The 17,274-nt window shown below is 71.5% G+C and carries 10 protein-coding genes and 3 pseudogenes; 7 read left to right on the top strand and 6 right to left on the bottom strand.

The annotated features are described in order from the left end of the window. Positions 1–62: 62 nt before the first annotated feature. Positions 63–1,487: a M23 family metallopeptidase gene (locus tag E4F25_RS07500; protein WP_140909540.1), complete on the bottom strand. Its 1,425-nt coding sequence runs from the start codon at positions 1,485–1,487 to the stop codon at positions 63–65. A gap of 217 nt (positions 1,488–1,704) precedes the next feature. Between E4F25_RS07500 and tyrS the strand changes: the two genes are divergently transcribed. Together tyrS and E4F25_RS07490 are read left to right on the top strand one after the other, a co-directional pair. Then, a complete protein-coding gene (tyrS, locus tag E4F25_RS07495; RefSeq protein WP_246069813.1) occupies positions 1,705–2,937 on the top strand; it encodes a tyrosine--tRNA ligase in 1,233 nt (410 codons plus the stop codon). A gap of 44 nt (positions 2,938–2,981) precedes the next feature. Beyond that, positions 2,982–3,488, top strand: a complete 507-nt coding sequence (locus tag E4F25_RS07490; RefSeq protein ID WP_140909539.1) for an MgtC/SapB family protein — start codon at positions 2,982–2,984, stop codon at positions 3,486–3,488. 16 nt (positions 3,489–3,504) lie between these two features. Here E4F25_RS07490 and E4F25_RS07485 read toward each other — a convergent pair whose 3' ends face one another. The 3 genes and pseudogenes from E4F25_RS07485 to E4F25_RS07475 form a co-directional block, all read right to left on the bottom strand. Beyond that, a complete protein-coding gene (locus E4F25_RS07485; protein WP_140909538.1) occupies positions 3,505–3,903 on the bottom strand; it encodes an MAPEG family protein in 399 nt (132 codons plus the stop codon). Positions 3,904–3,905: 2 nt separating this feature from the next. Next, a pseudogene (locus tag E4F25_RS07480) lies at positions 3,906–5,594 on the bottom strand (M28 family metallopeptidase); the annotation flags it as partial. A 102-nt stretch (positions 5,595–5,696) separates the two neighbouring features. Continuing rightward, positions 5,697–6,371: a DUF4097 family beta strand repeat-containing protein gene (locus E4F25_RS07475; protein WP_220433196.1), complete on the bottom strand. Its 675-nt coding sequence runs from the start codon at positions 6,369–6,371 to the stop codon at positions 5,697–5,699. Positions 6,372–6,468: 97 nt separating this feature from the next. Between E4F25_RS07475 and gpmI the strand changes: the two genes are divergently transcribed. From gpmI to E4F25_RS07460, 3 genes and pseudogenes are all read left to right on the top strand, one after another. After that, on the top strand, positions 6,469–8,082 hold the full coding sequence (gene gpmI, locus E4F25_RS07470; RefSeq protein ID WP_140909536.1) for a 2,3-bisphosphoglycerate-independent phosphoglycerate mutase: 1,614 nt from the start codon (positions 6,469–6,471) through the stop codon (positions 8,080–8,082). A 2-nt stretch (positions 8,083–8,084) separates the two neighbouring features. After that, the gene (locus E4F25_RS07465; RefSeq protein WP_140909535.1) at positions 8,085–9,341 is read left to right on the top strand and encodes a murein hydrolase activator EnvC family protein; all 1,257 of its coding nucleotides are present in this window, start codon (positions 8,085–8,087) and stop codon (positions 9,339–9,341) included. A 9-nt stretch (positions 9,342–9,350) separates the two neighbouring features. Continuing rightward, positions 9,351–10,753, top strand: a pseudogene (locus E4F25_RS07460) (S41 family peptidase); the annotation flags it as partial. 133 nt (positions 10,754–10,886) lie between these two features. Here E4F25_RS07460 and E4F25_RS11685 read toward each other — a convergent pair. Continuing rightward, positions 10,887–11,075: pseudogene (locus E4F25_RS11685) on the bottom strand (helix-turn-helix transcriptional regulator); the annotation flags it as partial. 141 nt (positions 11,076–11,216) lie between these two features. Here E4F25_RS11685 and E4F25_RS07450 point away from each other — a divergent pair. Both E4F25_RS07450 and E4F25_RS07445 read left to right on the top strand, forming a co-directional pair. Further along, complete coding sequence (locus E4F25_RS07450; protein WP_140909533.1) at positions 11,217–11,909, top strand: rhomboid family intramembrane serine protease; 693 nt, start codon at positions 11,217–11,219, stop codon at positions 11,907–11,909. 137 nt (positions 11,910–12,046) lie between these two features. Continuing rightward, entirely contained in the window at positions 12,047–13,405 is a 1,359-nt protein-coding gene (locus tag E4F25_RS07445) for an OmpP1/FadL family transporter (RefSeq protein ID WP_140909532.1), read from the top strand. A gap of 454 nt (positions 13,406–13,859) precedes the next feature. On the opposite strand, the gene putA is transcribed toward E4F25_RS07445, so the two are convergent. After that, the gene (gene putA, locus E4F25_RS07440) at positions 13,860–17,012 is read right to left on the bottom strand and encodes a bifunctional proline dehydrogenase/L-glutamate gamma-semialdehyde dehydrogenase PutA (RefSeq protein ID WP_140909531.1); all 3,153 of its coding nucleotides are present in this window, start codon (positions 17,010–17,012) and stop codon (positions 13,860–13,862) included. Between the last annotated feature and the right edge of the window lie 262 nt (positions 17,013–17,274).

The raw sequence follows: 17,274 nt of genomic DNA, 5'->3' as shown, positions 1-17,274 counted from the left end.
TGTGGGAGCGCGCCTTGCGCGCGATCGCGGCCAAGGGCCGCTCCCACAAGGATGGGGCGATGTCAGGCCTTGTCGGCGGGCTTTTTGGTGTCGGCCCTGGCGAAGATCACGTCCTCGACCTGGCGGATCTGCGCCAGCGCCTTGCTGGTCTGGGCGCGGAACTCTGCCAGCACCTTGCCGCGCAGCGGCTCCGGCGGCGGCATGGTCACCGCCAGCGGGTTGCGGTGCACGCCGTTGACGCGGAATTCGTAGTGCAGGTGCGGGCCGGTGGCCAGGCCGCTGGAACCGACGTAGCCGATGGTCGTGCCCTGGCTGATGCGCTGTCCGGCGCGGACCTTGGCGAAGCGCGACATGTGCGCGTACAGCGTGCTGTAGCCGCGGCCGTGGTCGAGCACCACGGTGCGCCCGTAGCCACCCTTCCAGCCGACGAAGGCGACCCGCGCGTTGCCGGCGGCCATGATCGGGGTGCCGTTGGGCGCGGCGAAGTCCACGCCCTGGTGCGCGCGGGTGCGGCCCAGCACCGGGTGCTTGCGCGCGCTGGTGAAGCGCGAGCTGATGCGGGTGTACTGCACCGGCATGCGGATGAAGGCCTTCTTCAGCGGACGGCCGTCGGCGTCGAAGTACTCGGTCTTGCCGTCGTGCTCGAAGCGGAACGCGGTGTGCGGCTTGCCGCGCACGGTGAAGGTGGCGGCCTGGATGTCGCCGGTGCGCAGCAGTTCGCCCTCGCTCCAGATCTGCTCCACGACCACGCTGAAGCGGTCGCTGGCGACGACGTCGGAGTTGAAGTCGATGTCGTACTGGAAGATCTCGTCGGTGAGCTGGTTGATGGTGCGGCCCGGCAGCCCGAGCTTGCGCGCCGACCAGAACAGCGAACGTCCGACCTCGCCGCTGACCACGATGGTGCGGGTGGTGGTCGGGCGCTCGATCACCTGCTCGTGGACCTCGTCGCCGACCAGGCTGAGCTGCACGCGGTGGGTGATGTCGCGGTCGTAGCGCAGCGCGCGCAGGGCGCCGTCGTGGGCGATGTCGAAGGCGAGCACGTCGCCCGGGCGCAGCCGCACCAGCTCGCGCCGGATCTCCGGTTTCTCGATCAGCTTGTGCATGGTGCTGGTCGGCAGGCCGAGCTGCTGGAACACGGCGCCGAGGGTCTGCCCCGATTCCACGGTGACCATCTTCCAGTCGGCCGGGGCCGCCTGCGCGGCGGCGGGGCGCTGCGGCAGCGCCGGCAGCGCCAGCGCCATGGTCGTGCGCGGCGCGTGCGAGGACGCGTGCACAAGGTCCACCGACGGTGCCGAGAAGCCGGGGACGATCGCGGCGAGCAGCACGCCGATGGTCGCGAACAGGCTGGCGTGGGCCCACTGGCGGCGGGTCCAGCGGCCGTTGAAGGCGGCGGGAATATGGCGGGCCAGCACCTTCCGGTGCAGGGCGGCTTCGCGTATTTTTTCCAGGCGGGCCCGGCGGCCGCTGCGGGTCTCGGGCGTGGTCATGCGCTCTGGCTCATCAGATCAGCTCCCCCCGGTCCGATGTGATGGACGCGTCGAGCCGGTAAAATAGAGGCGCGAGGAGGATGCGTCAAACCCCTGATACACAAGGGTTTCAGCCTTGCGTCACGGTTTAACCCGTCGTTAACGCCGATCCCGGACCGCGGTCACGGGAACGCTGGTCCCGTCCCGCCCATTCATCCATCCGATCGAGAACCGCCCCTTGGACAGCCGCGCCCCCAGCCCCGACGAGATCGAACGCCAGCTCGCGCTGATCGCGCGCGGCGCCGACGAGCTGCTCAAGCGCGAGGAACTCGCCGAGCGGCTGCGCGAGGGCCGCCCGCTGCGGGTCAAGGCCGGCTTCGATCCGACCGCGCCGGACCTGCACCTGGGCCACACGGTGCTGCTGAACAAGATGCGGCAGTTCCAGGACCTCGGGCACACCGTCATCTTCCTGATCGGCGACTTCACCGGGATGATCGGCGACCCGACCGGCAAGAGTGCCACCCGCAAGCCGCTGACCCGCGAGGACGTCGCGGCCAATGCCCGCACCTACGCCGAGCAGGTGTTCAAGGTGCTCGACCGCGAGCGCACCGAGCTGCGCTTCAACAGCGAGTGGTTCTCGAAGATGGACGCCTCGGACATGGTCCGGCTGGCGGCGCAGCACACCGTCGCGCGCATGCTCGAGCGCGACGACTTCGCCAAGCGCTACGCGGCGCAGCAGCCGATCGCCATCCACGAGTTCCTGTATCCGCTGGTGCAGGGCTACGACTCGGTGGCGCTGGAGGCCGACGTCGAGCTCGGCGGCACCGACCAGAAGTTCAACCTGCTGATGGGGCGCGGCCTGCAGGAGCACCACGGGCAGAAGCCGCAGGTGGTGCTGACCATGCCGCTGCTGGAAGGCCTGGACGGCGTGCAGAAGATGTCCAAGTCGCTGGGCAACTACATCGGCATCGACGAACCGGCGATCGACATCGTCACCAAGGCGATGAAGATCGGCGACGAGCTGATGTGGCGATGGATCGAGCTGCTCAGCTTCGACATCGGCCTGGACGAGGCGGCGGCGCTCAAGCGCGAGGTCGCGGCCGGCGCGCTCAACCCGCGCGACGTCAAGCTGCGGCTGGCGCGCGAACTGGCGGCGCGCTTCCACGGAGAGGCCGCGGCAGAACAGGCCGTGGCCGGCTGGAATGCGGCCGTGCGCGGGCAGGGCGACGTCGCCCAGGTGCCGCTGCAGGACGTCGTGGTGCCGGCGGAGGGCCTGAAGATCGCCGCGCTGCTGACCGCGGCGGGTCTCACCCCGAGCAACTCCGAGGCCAACCGCAAGCTGCGCGAGCGCGCGGTGCGCGTGGACGGCGCGGTGGTCGAGGACCCGCAGCGGGTGTTTGAACCCGGGTTCGAGGGCATGCTGGCGGTGGGCAAGCGCAACTTCGCGCGGGTCCGCCTGGTCGCCGGCTGAGGCACTGACGCGGCGCTGATGGGCGCCCATACAGGATTGGCGCCATGGACGAATGGATCGCCGGTTTCGCCCCGGACCACTGGGGCCCGCAACTCGCCGTGCTGGCCTCGACCGCCTACGCCATGCTGCTGGGCGGGGTGATCGGCTTCGAGCGCGAACTCAAGAACCGCCCCGCGGGCTTCCGCACGCACATGCTGGTGGCCGGCGCCGCGGCGCTGCTGGTCGGCCTGGGCGACCTGATCGCGACCCACTTCAGCGCCCAGTACCCGGAACAACTGCTGCGCGTGGATCCGATCCGCCTGATCGAGGCGGTCGTCACCGCGGTCGGCTTCCTCGGCGCCGGCGCGATCTTCCGCCGCGCCGGCGGCAACAGCATCTCCGGCCTGACCACGGCCGCGTCGCTGCTGATGGTGGCGACGATCGGGATCGCCGCCGGCCTGCACGCGCAGTTCCTCGCGCTCGGCGCGACCGTGCTGACGCTGGCCGTGCTCGTGGTGCTGGCCTGGGTGGAACGGCGCACCGGCACCCGCGAGGAGGGGCGCCGGCAATAGGCAGTGGCGCGCCGGCTCAGGCCGGCAGCGCCACCCGCAGGGCCGCCTGGACGAACAACGTCATCACGCAGGCGAAGCCCAGCGCCCATGCCAGGCTGCGCGCCCAGTGCTGGCCGCCCAGGTAGAACAGGCCGTGGGCGACGCGGAACACGATGAAGGCGACCGCGAGCGCCGCGACGAAGCGCGGCTCGACGCCGGCCAGCTGCGCCATCAGCACGCCCGCCGCGAACGGCGGGAAAGCCTCGAACGCGTTCTGGTGCGCGGCGTTCGCACGCTGCACCAGCGGGCTGTCCTGCTTCGCAAGCCACTGGCGCGGATCGCGGTTGTTGTAGCGCGGCCCGCCGCGCTTCGCGATCACGATCCACGCGTACGGCAACGCCGCCGCGACCAGGATGCACCAGTAGGCGATGCTCACTTGGCCAGGGCCTGGTCGCGCGTCGCCTTGAACGGGTTGCCCTCGTACCAGTTCGGCCACCGCTCGTCGTCGGCGAGCGCGCGGCCAACTGCGTACACGGCCTCCAGGTCCTCCATGGTGCCGCCCAGCTTCCAGGTCGCCGGGTCGTACTCGTCGGCCGGGGCGTGGTAGCGGTTGTCGCCGTAGTCCTTGGCCGCGGCCGCGCCGGCCGCCTTGCCGCCCTCGACCAGGTCCTCGCCGCCGTCCACGTACAGTGCCGGCACGCCGGCCTTGGCGAAGTTGAAGTGGTCGGAGCGGAAGTAGCCGCCGGCTTCCGGATGCGCCTCGGCGTGCAGCACGCGGCCCTGCGCCTCGGCCACCGGCTTCAGCAGGTCCTCGAGCTCGGAGCTGCCCATGCCGACCACGGTGATGTCGCGGCTGCGCCCGTACACGCTCATCGCGTCCACGTTGAACACGGCCACGGTCTTCTCCAGCGGCACCGACGGGTGCGCGACGTAGTATTGCGAGCCGAGCAGGCCGGATTCCTCCAGGGTGACGGCGAGGAACACGACCGAGCGCTCCGGCGGCGTCTCCTGGTTGGCGAAGGCCTCGGCGATCTCGAGGATGCCGGCGACGCCGGTGGCGTTGTCCACCGCGCCGTTGTAGATGCCGTCGCCGCCGTCGGGCATGTCGTGCTTGCCGAGGTGGTCCCAGTGCGCCATGTAGATCAGCGCCTCGTCCGGGCGCTCGCTGCCGGGCAGGATGCCGACCACGTTGCGCGAGGACTTGCTGGTGATGGTGCTGTCCATCTCCAGCGACAGGGTCGCGTCCATCGGCACCGCCTTGAAGCCGCGCTTGTTGGCGGCGGCGCGCAGCTTGTCGAGGTCGAGCCCCGCGTCGGTGAACAGCGCGCTCGCCACTTCGCCGGAAATCCAGCCCTGCGCGGGCAGGCGCGGCGCCGGGTCGCTGTCGGCCGGCAGGTCGTACTGCGCGCCGGACCAGGAATTGCGCACCACGTCCCAGCCGTAGGACGCGCCAAGGGTGTCGTGGATGATCAGCGCCGCGGCCGCGCCCTTGCGCGCTGCCTCCTCGAACTTGTAGGTCCAGCGGCCGTAGTAGGTCATCCGCTTGCCTTCGAACAAGCTCTCGTCGTTGGCGTGGAAGCCGGGGTCGTTGACCAGCATGACCACGGTCTTGCCCTTGACGTCCACGCCGGCGTAGTCGTTCCAGTCCTGCTCGGGTGCGTCCACGCCGTAGCCGACGAACACCAGCGGGCTGTCCTGGATGCTGACGTGTTGCTGGCCGGTGCGGGTGCCGATCACCATGTCGTCGCCGAACGCGAGCGTGCGCGTGTCGCCGGCGACGGCGAGCTCGATCGTGGTGGACGGATCGGCCGTGGTCTCGACCATCGGCACGTCCTGGAACCACTCGCCGTTGTTGCCCGGCTGCAGGCCGATGCGCTCCATCTGCGCGCGGATGTACTCGACCGTCTTCTCGCCGCCCGGGGTGCCGGGGGCGCGGCCCTCGAACTCGTCCGAGGCGAGGATCTCGACGTGGCGCGCGAAGTCGGCTTCGGTGATGCCGGGCTCGAACGCGGCATCGCCGGCGGTCGCGCCGTCGGCGGTGCGGTTGGCAGGATCGGCCGGCGCGTCGGCGCCCTGGCAGGCGGCCAGGGCGAGCGCGGCGAGGAGGCAGGTGGCGAGGCGTTGCATCGGGACCTTCCTTGTTCGGGAAAGGCCCGATGCTAGCCCAATCGCCCCTTGTGGGAGCGGCCCTTGGCCGCGATCGCGCGCAAGGCGCGCTCCCACAACGGTTCAGTCCTTCGGCGGCGCCGGGGTCGAGAACCGGATCGCGGTGGCGCCGGTGATCGCGCCGGTGCGGGCGCTGTCGTGCACGTACAGCACCACCTCGCGCTCGAACACCAGCGGTCCATCCACCACGGCATCCGGGCCGATCACGATGCGCGGCTTGTGGCGGCCGAAGGAGATGCCGACGTTGTCCGGCTTCTCCACGCGCAGGCTGCCCTTCACGTGCGAGCCGACGCCGACGGTGACGTCGCCGGAGACGGTTTCGATGTCGCCGGCGAGGATGGTGCCGACGAGCCCGATGTCGCCGGAGACGGTCTCGATGCTGCCGCCGACCTGGCTGCCGCGGCCGACGAAGACGTCGCCGCTCACCGACTCGAGTCCGCCGGAGACGCGCGCCTGCTGGCCGAGTCGCACGTCGCCGCTGACGCTCGACAGCGACTCGGCCTGCACGCCGTCGCCGCCCTCGATGTCGCCGCTGACGGTGCTTGCCTCCTCGAGACGGGCGCGGTCGCCGATCGAAATGTCCCCGCTGACGGTCTCGAGGTCGCCGTAGCGCTGGCCGGCCTCGGCGGTGATGTCCCCGCTGATGCGGTCGATGTCCTGCTGGGCGTGGGCCGGAAGCGCCAGGCCGGCGGCGAGGGCGGCGGCCAGGGCGGCGAGGAGGATGCGGTTACGGCTCATGGCGGGGTTCCCGTTGTTGTCGAGGTCCTGTTGTGATGCGGCGGATGGACGTTCCGTTTAGACAGTCTCGTTACAATCGTTGTCCCAGGCCATCCGGATGACCGCCTTGCCCAGCCCCGCCGCGCCGAACGCCCCCCGCAACGACGTCCCGCGCCCGGTGGTGCTGCTGATCCTGGACGGCTGGGGCCACCGCGAGGACCCCACCGACAACGCCCTGGCGATGGCCGAGCTGCCCAACTGGCGCCGGCTGTGGGCCAACTGCCCGCACACGCTGGTGCACACCGAAGGCCGCCACGTCGGCCTCCCGGACGGGCAGATGGGCAATTCCGAGGTCGGGCACATGAACCTGGGCGCCGGGCGCATCGTCTACCAGGACCTGACCCGGGTGGACGCGGCCATCGACGACGGCAGCTTCTTCGACAACGCAGCCCTGGCGGGTGCCTGCGCCGCGGTCGCCGAGGACGGCGGCACGCTGCACCTGATGGGCCTGCTGTCGCCGGGCGGCGTGCACAGCCACGAGCGCCACCTGTTCGCGATGCTGGAGCTGGCGGTGCGCATGCAGGTACCGGAGGTCGCGGTGCACGCGTTCCTCGACGGCCGCGACATGCCGCCGAAGTCGGCCGGACCGAGCCTGTCCGCGCTGCAGCAGCGCTGCGACGCGCTCGCCGAGGGCGCCACCACCCGCATCCGCATCGCCAGCGTCAGCGGCCGCTACTACGCGATGGACCGCGACAAGCGCTGGGACCGCGTGCATCGTGCCTGGGAAGCCATCGTCGAGGCGCGTTCCGACTACCGCGCGGTGGACGCCGCGGCCGCGCTCGAGGCGGCGTACGCGCGTGGCGAGACCGACGAGTTCGTCGCGCCCACCGTGGTCGCGCCGCCGCAGGGCGAACCGGCGCCGATGGCCGACGGCGACGCGGTGGTGTTCATGAACTTCCGCGCCGACCGCGCGCGCCAGCTCTCGGCGGCGTTCGTGGCGCCCGGGTTCTCCGGCTTCGAGGCGCGCCGCCCGGTGCTGGCGAGCTTCGTCACCCTGACCGAATACGACGCGACGCTGCCGGCCACCGTCGCCTTCCCGCCCGACGACCTCACCGATACCTTCGGCGAGCTGCTCGCCGAACGCGGGCTCACCCAGCTGCGCATCGCCGAGACCGAGAAGTACGCCCACGTCACCTTCTTCTTCAGCGGCGGCCGCGAGCAGCCGTACCCCGGCGAGGACCGCATCCTGGTGCCGAGCCCGCAGGTCGCGACCTACGACGCGCAGCCGGAGATGAGCTGCCCGGAGCTGACCGCGAAGCTGGTGGAGGCGATCCGCGCCGGCAAGTACGACGCCATCGTCTGCAACATCGCCAACCCGGACATGGTCGGCCACACCGGCGACCTCCAGGCCGCGATCCAGGCCGCCGAGGCGGTGGACGCGGCGCTCGGCGCGATCAGCGCCGCGGTGCACGCCGCCGGCGGGGCGCTGGTGGTCACCGCCGACCACGGCAACCTGGAAATGATGCGCGACCCGGCCACCGGCCAGCCGCACACCGCGCACACGGTCGGTCCGGTGCCGCTGCTGTACATGGGCACGCGCAGCGGCGTGGCCCTGCGCGAGGGCGGTGCGCTGCGCGACGTGGCGCCGACGCTGCTGGACCTGCTCGGCATCCCGCGCCCCGAAGCGATGACCGGGCGCAGCCTGCTGGTGCCGGCGGAGCAGGACGGCTGAGGATGGTCCGGTGCCGCGAGGGTCGCGGGCGGGTCGCGGCGCTAGCGCCGCTCCTACAGGGGCTGGCCATCGCGTCGTTCGCGCTGGCGGTCGGGTTCGGCGCGCAGGTCTGGGCGCAGGACAGCGGCGATGCGCAGCGGCGGCTGGAGCGTGCGCAGCGCGAGCTGCGCGAGGTCGCGGCCGAGCGGCGCAGGATCGAGAACGCCCGCGGCGCCGCCTCGCGCGAACTGCGCGCGATGGACGAGCGCCTGGCGAAGGCGTCGCGCGCGCTGCACGACACCGACGCGGAACTGGCGCGACAGCGCAAGGCACTCGCCGACGCGCAGGCGCGCGAGAAGCAGCTCGCGCAGAACCTGGCCGCGCAGCGCGCGCAACTGGCCGCGCTGCTGCGCGCCGCCTACACCGTCGGCAGCGAGGCGCCGCTCAAGCTGCTGCTGTCGCAGGACCGCGTCGCCGAGGCCGCGCGCGTGCTGACCCTGCACCGCTACCTGCAGCAGGACCGCACCCGGCGCATCGCCGCGCTGTCGGAGGAGTTGCGCGAACTGGAGGAGCTCGGGCTGCGCATCGCCGAGCAGGAGCGCGAACTCGAGGCCACGCGCGCGCGCCAGCGCGAGCAGCTCGCCGCGCTGCAGGCCGAGCGCAAGCGGCACGCCGAGGCGGTCGCGAAGCTCGATGCCAGCTACCAGGACAAGCGCAGCCGCGAGAAGGCGCTGGGCAGCGACGTCGCCGGCCTCAGGAAGCTGCTCGCGCAACTGCGCGCGGCGGCCGAACGCGCCGAGGCCGAGCGCCGCGCCGCCGCCGAGCGCGCCCGCCGCGCGGCCGCCGAAGCCGGTGCGCCACCGCCGAAGCCGGCCCCGGTGCCGGCGCAGCCCGCGTTGCGCGTGGGCGGCCTGGGCTGGCCGCTGTCCGGTTCCCTGATCGCCGGCTACGGCGGCAAGTTGCCCGACGGCGGCAAGAGCTCCGGCCTGATGATCGGCGCTCCGCAGGGCACCACGGTGCAGGCGGTGGCCCCGGGCAAGGTGGTGTTCGCCGACTGGATGAACGGCTACGGCCTGATCCTGATCATCGACCACGGCAACGGCTACATGAGCCTGTACGCGCGCAACGAGGCGCTGCTGCGCGACGCCGGCGACATGGTCGAGCGCGGCGACCCGGTCGCCAGCGTCGGCAGCTCCGGCGGCCCGGGCCCGCCGGCGCTGTACTTCGAGCTGCGCCGCAACGGCGACCCCGTGAACCCGGATACCTGGCTGAAGAAGTAGAGTGCCCGCATGCGCACCAAAGCCCCCCTGCTGCTTGCCGCCGCGCTGCTGTCATCGCCCCTGCACGCCCGGGACACCCAGGACGCGGCGCTGGACGAGGCGACCGCCGACGCCGCGGCGGCGTCCTCCGTGCCGCTGGACGAGATCCGCCGCTTCGTCAGCGTCTACAACGCGGTCCGCCAGGCCTACGTCGAACCGGTCAGCGACGAGGCGCTGATGCACGCCGCGGTCAAGGGCCTGCTGTTCGACCTCGACCCGCACAGCATCTACTTCGACAAGGACGACGCCGAGGCCTTCCGCGAGGAGACCAGCGGTGCCTACGGCGGCATCGGCATCGAGGTGCAGCCGCAGCCCGACGGCACCATCCTGGTGGTGGCGCCGATCGATGGCACGCCGGCGGCGCGCGCGGGCCTGAAGTCGGGCGACGTGATCGTCGCGGTGGACGGCAAGCCGCTCGAGGCCGGCGGGGACGGCCGCGGCCCGCTGCGCGGCGAGCCCGGCACGCCGGTGGTGCTGACCATCGCGCGCGAAGGCCGCGCCGCGCCGTTCGACGTCACCGTGACCCGCGAGACCATCCGCGTCGCCAGCGTGCGCAGCCGCATGCTCGAGCCCGGCTACGGCTACCTGCGCATCGCCGCGTTCCAGGCCGACACCGCCGCCGACTTCGCGCGCGAGCTGGCATCGCTGCAGAAGCAGTCAGGTGGCCTGAAGGGGCTGGTGCTCGACCTGCGCAGCAACCCCGGCGGCCTGCTGGTGTCGGCGGTGCAGATCGCCGACGACCTGCTCGAGGCCGGCGGCATCGTCAGCACCCGCGGGCGCATCGCGCTCAGCGACACCAGCTTCAACGCGACCCCGGGCGACCTGCTGCACGGCGCGCCGCTGGTGGTGCTGGTGGACGCGGGCTCGGCCAGCGCCGCCGAGGTGCTCGCCGGCGCGCTCAAGGACAACGGGCGCGCGCGCATCGTCGGCAGCCGCACCTTCGGCAAGGGCTCGGTGCAGACCCTGCTGCCGCTGGACAACGGCGACTCGGTCAAGCTGACCACCGCGCGCTACTACACGCCAGACGGGACCTCGATCCAGGCGGTCGGGATCGTGCCCGACGTGGTGCTGCAGCCCGGCAGCGACGCCGGCAATGGCACCGCGCGGCGCGTGAGCGAGGCCGAGCTGCCCGGCCACCTGCAGGGCGAGGCGGAAGCCGCTGCCGCCGACGGCGAGGTGCTCGAGGGCGAGGCGCCGGTCCGCGCCGCGCTCAACGTGCTGAAGTCGCTGCCGCGCTGAGCGGCGGCGTCACAGCAGCGCCAGCGGCTCCGACGGCAGCACGCCCGGCTCGGGCGCGGGCACGCGCGGCATCGCCAGGCGCCGGCAGTGCACGTCCGGCGTCGCCAGTTGCTGCGCCAGCTCCAGCATCACCGCGCGCGAGGTGCGCGAGGCGGCGCGGAACGCGAGCAGCAACTCGTGTTCGCTCGGGTCGATGCCGGCGTGGCCGGCGACGGGCAGCGGCACTCCAACCGCCTCCTCGTCGTCGTCCAGCGCCATCGGTCCCTTGCCGGTGGCCAGCCATTCGAAGCGCACCCGCGTCGCCGCCGCGGCGGCAAGCAGGTGGCCGATGTTGGGGCGTTTCGGGCGCCGGGCTTCCCAGTGGCTGACGGCGCTGCGGTGCACGCCGACGAGATCCGCGAGTGCGGCCTGCGACAGGCCGCCATGCCGGCGTGCAAGCCGGATGCGATCGGTCATTTCCAAGGTTCCATCCCCTTTGCATCGCACGGCAATCCGGCCGCGCATCCCGAACATAACGGCAGCCGCCGCGGCCGAGCAAGATTTTCAATCGCGACGCGGTCGGTAGCGCGGCGCGCGCGGACGTGGTAACCAGCGCCCATGTTCGTCGCCCTGCCCACCCGCCAGCGCAGCAGCATCCGCTGGGCCACCCCGTTGCTGTTCACCCTGCTGTGGGCGGCGTTCCTGTGGGCCAGCACCCGCCCGGAGGACGCGCGCCGGCTGTGGCTGATGGACTGGGGCGCGCTCACCGGCGGCGAGGCGATCGCCCAGACCTGGGGCGCGCTGTGGGCCGAGGGCCACTGGTTGCGCCTCTTCAGCGCGCTGTTCCTGCATGCCGACTGGGCCCACCTGCTGGGCAACCTGGTGTTCCTGCTGATCTTCGGGCTGCCGGCCGAGAAGGTGATGGGCGCCGGGCGCTTCCTGGTGCTGTTCCTGCTCGGGGGCGCGGTCGCCAACCTGGCCGCGGTGCTGCTGATCGGGGGCCCGGACCGGCTGGTGATCGGGGCCAGCGGCGCGGTCTCGGCGGTGATCGGGGCCTACCTGGCGCTGTTCCCCCGGGCCAAGCTGGGGGTGGTGCTGCCGCTGGGGCTGTTCCTGCAGTTCGTGCGCACCCCGGCGCCCCTGCTGATCGGGCTCTGGGCCCTGCTGCAGGTGGTGTTCGCCTACATCGGGCCGTCGTTCGGCGCGGTGGCGTGGGCGGCCCACATCGCCGGCTTCGCCTTCGGGGTGGCCTTCGCCCTGGTGGTGCGGGCGGCGGTGGCCCGGCGGATGCGGCGCCAGCGGGGGTTCTAGGCGGGGCCCGGGGGCGGGCCCGCAGGCCTTCCGGGGAAGTGACATTTTGGTTAAAACAGCGTTAGAGTCCCTACGGTGACGTACGTCCCGAAGGGCGTACCCGCATCAACGACAAGCACCCTCCCGGAGATCGTGCAATGCAGAACGCTTCCCGCTTCACCCTGACCGCCCTGGCCCTCGGCATCGCCGGGGTGATGGCCGCCGGCACCGCCGACGCGTCCGGATTCCAGATCCGCGAGAACAGCGTCCAGAACCTGGGCCGCGCCAACGCCGGCACCACGGTTGCCTGGGGCGACGCCTCGGTGGTGCTGAACAACCCGGCCGCGCTGGTCAACAACGACCGCATGCTGGTGCAGGCCGACGTGACCGTGATCGACCTCAACGCCGACTTCGACGGCTCCGGCACCAGCGCCGTGGGCACCCCGCTCACCGGCGGCAACGGCGGCGACCCGGGCGAGGCCACGCCGGTCCCGCACATGGGCTTCGTGATGCCGCTGAGCGGCGGCCTCGAGAGCGTCGTGGTCGGCGCCAGCGTCTCCGCGCCGTTCGGCCTGAAGACCGAGTACGACCCGACCTGGATGGGCCGCTACGACGCCGTCGTCTCCGACGTGAAGATCGTGGACCTGACCTTCTCGGCGGGCATCGCCTTCACCGAGCGCTTCTCGCTCGGCGCCGGCATCATCCTGCAGCGCGCCGACGTCACCCTGTCGAACGCGATCGACTTCGGCACCGCGCTGTGCGCGGCGGTGAACCCGGCCAACTGCTTCAACCCGGCCTATCCGTTCCAGCCGCAGGGCGCGGACGGCATGGTCGAGGTCAGCGGCGACGACACCGGCGTCGGCTTCGTGGTCGGCGCCCAGCTGCGCGCAGCCGACAACTTCGTGCTCGGCTACGCGCACCGCTCGGAGATCAAGCACACGCTCGACGGCACCGCCGACTTCACGATGCCGGCCGCCGTGGCCGCCACCTTCGCCGGCATGGGCATCCATGCCTACGACGACGGCCCGATCTGGGCGAACCTGACCACCCCGTCCACCGACACCTTCAGCGCGCGCTGGGACGTCACCGACCAGTTCCGCCTGCTGGGTGAAGTGCAGTGGACCGGCTGGGAGTCGCTGCAGGAAGTCGACATCCGCCGCCCGGGCGGCGCGGTGCTCGGCCAGGAGCCGTTCGAGTGGGAAGACTCGATCTTCTACTCGGTCGGCGGCGAGTTCGACTTCAGCGAGGCCTTCACCTTCCGCTTCGGCGTCGGCTACGACGAGAGCCCGACCAAGGACGAGACCCGTACCCCGCGCCTGCCCGACCAGGAGCGCATGGTCTACACCCTGGGCGCGACCTGGAACGTGTCGCCGCAGCTGAGCATCGATGCGGCGTACATGCGGGTCGAGATCGACTCCCCGTACGTCAACACCGAGTCGGCCAGCGGTTCGAACCTGGTGGGCATGTTCAGCGGCAACGCCGACCTGCTCGGCATCGCCGCGCGCTACCGCTTCTGATCCACGCGGCACGCGCAACGAAAGAGCCCCGCTTCGGCGGGGCTTTTTCTTCAGCGCGAGCAGCAGAACGGTGAGAGCAAAGTCGGCGGGAAGGCAGCCGTAGTGACGAGGCTCGGCAGGGAGACACAGGTAGCCTTCGATTCAAGTGTGAGCTGAAGCCATGAGAAGCACAAACGCCGCAAAGGTTGCTTATCTGCTGTTAGCGCTAAGCGGACTAATAGGCATTCTCTGGTTGAATAGAACACTGCTCGCAAACCTGAACATGTACATCATGTTCGCAACTGATATAGGGCTACTTTTCGTTGTCAGGTATGGCGCTTATCGGCTTGCAGAGGGCTTAAGACTATCGGTGCTCCGCAAGAAGGGTCGGGACAAATAGCGTGGCTTCTGCATTCGGCACCGCCATGCAGCGGTGCAATAGGATCGCAGGGTATTCTCGATCGACTTCAGTCGATTAGTCATCCAGCGTCAGCAACGACGCATTCCCCCCGGCCGCCGTCGTATTCACCGTCACCGTCTTCTCTGTCGCGAAGCGCGGCAGGTAGTGCGGGCCGCCGGCCTTGGGGCCGGTGCCGGAGAGGCCCTGGCCGCCGAACGGCTGCACGCCGACCACGGCGCCGATCTGGTTGCGGTTGACGTAGACGTTGCCGACCTTCGCCCGGGCGACGATGCGCTCGATGGTCTCGTCGATGCGCGAGTGCACGCCGAGGGTGAGGCCGTAGCCGGTGGCGTTGATCGCATCCACCACGGCGTCGAGTTCGCTGGCCTTCCAGCGGATCACGTGCAGCGCGGGGCCGAAGTTCTCGCGGGTGAGCTGCGACAGCGACCGGAGCTCCCAGGCGCTGGGCGCGAAGAAGGTGCCGTGCGCGGTGGCCTCAGGATCGAGGGTGGCGCGGGCGATCAGCTTGCCTTCGCCCTGCATGCGGCCGGCGTGCTCGTCGAGCATGCACAGCGCGTCCTTGTCGATCACCGGGCCGACGTCGGTGGACAGCAGCATCGGGTCGCCGACCTTGAGCTCGGCCATGGCGCCGGCGAGCATGCCGATGACCTTGTCGGCGATGTCCTCCTGCACGAACAGCGCGCGCGCGGCCGAGCAGCGCTGGCCGGCCGAGGTGAAGGCCGAGGCGAGCGCGTCCTTGACGAGCTGCTCGGGCAGCGCCGAGGAGTCGGCGATCAGCGCGTTCTGGCCGCCGGTCTCGGCGATCAGCACCGCGATCGGGCCGGCCTCGCGCCCGGCGAGCGCGCGGTTGATGGCGCGCGCGGTCTCGGTGGAGCCGGTGAAGGCGACCCCGGCCACGCGCGGGTCGGAGGTGAGCGCGGCGCCGACGGTGGCGCCGTCGCCGGGCAGGAACTGCAACACGTCTGCGGGGATGCCGGCCTCGTGCAGCAGCTGCACGGCGTAGTAGCCGACCAGGTTGGTCTGCTCGGCCGGCTTGGCGATCACCGCGTTGCCGGCGGCCAGCGCCGCGGCGACCTGGCCGGCGAAGATCGCCAGCGGGAAGTTCCACGGGCTGATGCAGACGAACACGCCGCGCCCGCCCAGGGCCAGGGTGTTGGACTCGCCGGTCGGGCCGGGCATGGCCTGCGGCGCGCCGAACAGCTCGCGCGCCTGCGCGGCGTAGTAGCGCAGGAAGTCCACCGCCTCGCGCACTTCGGCGACGCCGTCGGGGATGGTCTTGCCGGCTTCCTTCGTGCACAGCGCCATGAAGCGTGGCATGCGCTCTTCCAGCAGGTCGGCGGCGCGCTCGAGCACTACCGCGCGCGAGGCGGCCGGCAGCGCGTCCCAGCCCGGCTGCGCGGCGACCGCGTTCTGCAGCGCACGCTCGACGGTCGCGGCATCGGCCGGCTGCCACTGGCCCACGACCTGGCGGCGGTCGGCGGGATTGGTGACGTCGAGGAACTCGCCCGAGGGCGTCGCGCCCGGCACCAGCGGGGTGGCGCGCCAGCTCTCGCTGAGTGCGGATTCCATGCGCCCGGCAAGCGCGCGCAGCTGGTCGTCGTTGGCGAGGTTGATGCCCATGGAGTTGTCTCGTTCGTAGCCGGCGGCGCGATAGACCTGGCGCGGCAGCGGGATGCGGGGATGGGGAATGCTGTCGAAGCCGGACACGACCTCCACCGGGTCGCGCACCAGCTCCTCCACCGGGATCGCCTCGTCGGTGATCCGGTTGACGAAGCTGGAGTTGGCGCCGTTCTCGAGCAGGCGCCGCACGAGGTACGGCAGCAGGTCCTCGTGCGAACCAACCGGCGCGTACACGCGGCAGGGCACGCCGAGGCGGTCGGCCGGGATCACCTCGGCGTAGAGGTCGTCGCCCATGCCGTGCAGCTTCTGGAACTCGAAGTGTCGACCGCCGGCCATGCGGTGCACCGCGGCGATGGTCTGTGCGTTGTGGGTCGCGAACATCGGGTAGACCGCATCGCCGGCATCGAGCAGGCGGCGGGCGTTGGCCAGGTAGCTGACGTCGGTGTTGGGCTTGCGCGTGAACACCGGGTAGCCGGGCAGGCCGTCCACCTGCGCGCGCTTGACCTCGCTGTCCCAGTAGGCGCCCTTCACCAGGCGCACCGGGATGCGGCGGCCGTGCTGGCGGGCGAGCGCGGCGATCCAGTCGATCACGAACGGCGCGCGCTTCTGGTAGGCCTGCACGACGATGCCGAAGCCGTCCCAGCCGGCCAGCGACGGATCGGTCCAGGCGGCCTCGATCACGTCCAGCGAAAGCTCGAGGCGGTCGGCCTCCTCGGCGTCGATGGTCATGCCGATGCCGTGGCGCTTGGCGCGCTGGGCCAGGTCGAGCACGCGCGGTGCCAGCTCGGCCAGCACGCGGGTGCGCTTGGCGTGCTCGTAGCGCGGGTGCAGCGCCGAGAGCTTGACCGAGATCGACGGCGCGACGATGGCGTCCTCGAAGCGGCCGCTGCCGCCAATCGCGTCGATCGCGCTGCGGTAGGCCTCGAGGTAGCGGTCGGCGTCGGCCTGGGTCAGCGCGGCCTCGCCGAGCATGTCGAACGAATAGCGGTAGTTGGCGTTGGCGCCCTTGCGCGAGCGCGCCAGCGCCTCGGAGATCGTGCGCCCCATCACGAACTGGTGGCCCATGATCTTCATCGCCTGGCGCACCGCCAGCCGGATCACCGGCTCGCCGACGCGCCCGACCAGGCGCTTGAAGGCGCCGTGCACGTCGCGCCGGGTCTCGTCGGCCAGGTCCACCAGGCGGCCGGTGAGCATCAGGCCCCAGGTCGAGGCGTTCACCAGCACCGAGTCCGACTGGCCCATGTGCCGCTTCCAGTCGGCCTCGCCGAGCTTGTCGCGGATCAGCTTGTCGGTGGTGTCCGCGTCGGGGATGCGCAGCAGCGCCTCGGCCACGCACATCAGCAGCACGCCTTCCTCGCTGCCGAGGTCGTACTGGCGCATGAAGGCCTCGATCGCGCCCTGGTCGGCGGCGCGGGCGCGCACCCGCCGCACCAGGTCCGCGGCGGTCGCCTGCACCGCGGCCTGGTCGGCCGCCGGCTGGCGCGCGGCGGCGAGCAGTTCGCGCACGGCATCGGTCTCGTCGCGGACCCATGCGGCGGTGATCGCGGCCCGCAGGCCGGCGCTGTCGGTTGGCATGTCTGGGGTCATCGCCCGGTGGGGAGCGGGGGTAAGCGGGTCATTTTAGCTGGCGCAGGCCCGCTTCGGGGTGCCGTGCAGCTTGCCCCCGGCGCTGGCGCAGGCCTATCATTTCGACGTTTCCGCGACCGCGATGGCGCGGTCCGCGGCCGATTGCTCCGATCGATCGTCTCCGGTCAGCCTGCGGGAGGCGCCGGCCAGCGGCTGCGACCGCGACCGGGGCCGAAGGGGGCGCGCCTGCCGCGACAACACCAAATCATGCATGTGGGGCTCG

Origin of the sequence: Cognatiluteimonas lumbrici, assembly GCF_006476065.1 — a bacterium.
Classification (GTDB): Bacteria; Pseudomonadota; Gammaproteobacteria; order Xanthomonadales; family Xanthomonadaceae; genus Cognatiluteimonas; species Cognatiluteimonas lumbrici.
The sequence above is the reverse complement of the archived record's forward strand: the minus strand, read 5'-3'. Positions and strand labels throughout refer to the sequence as shown.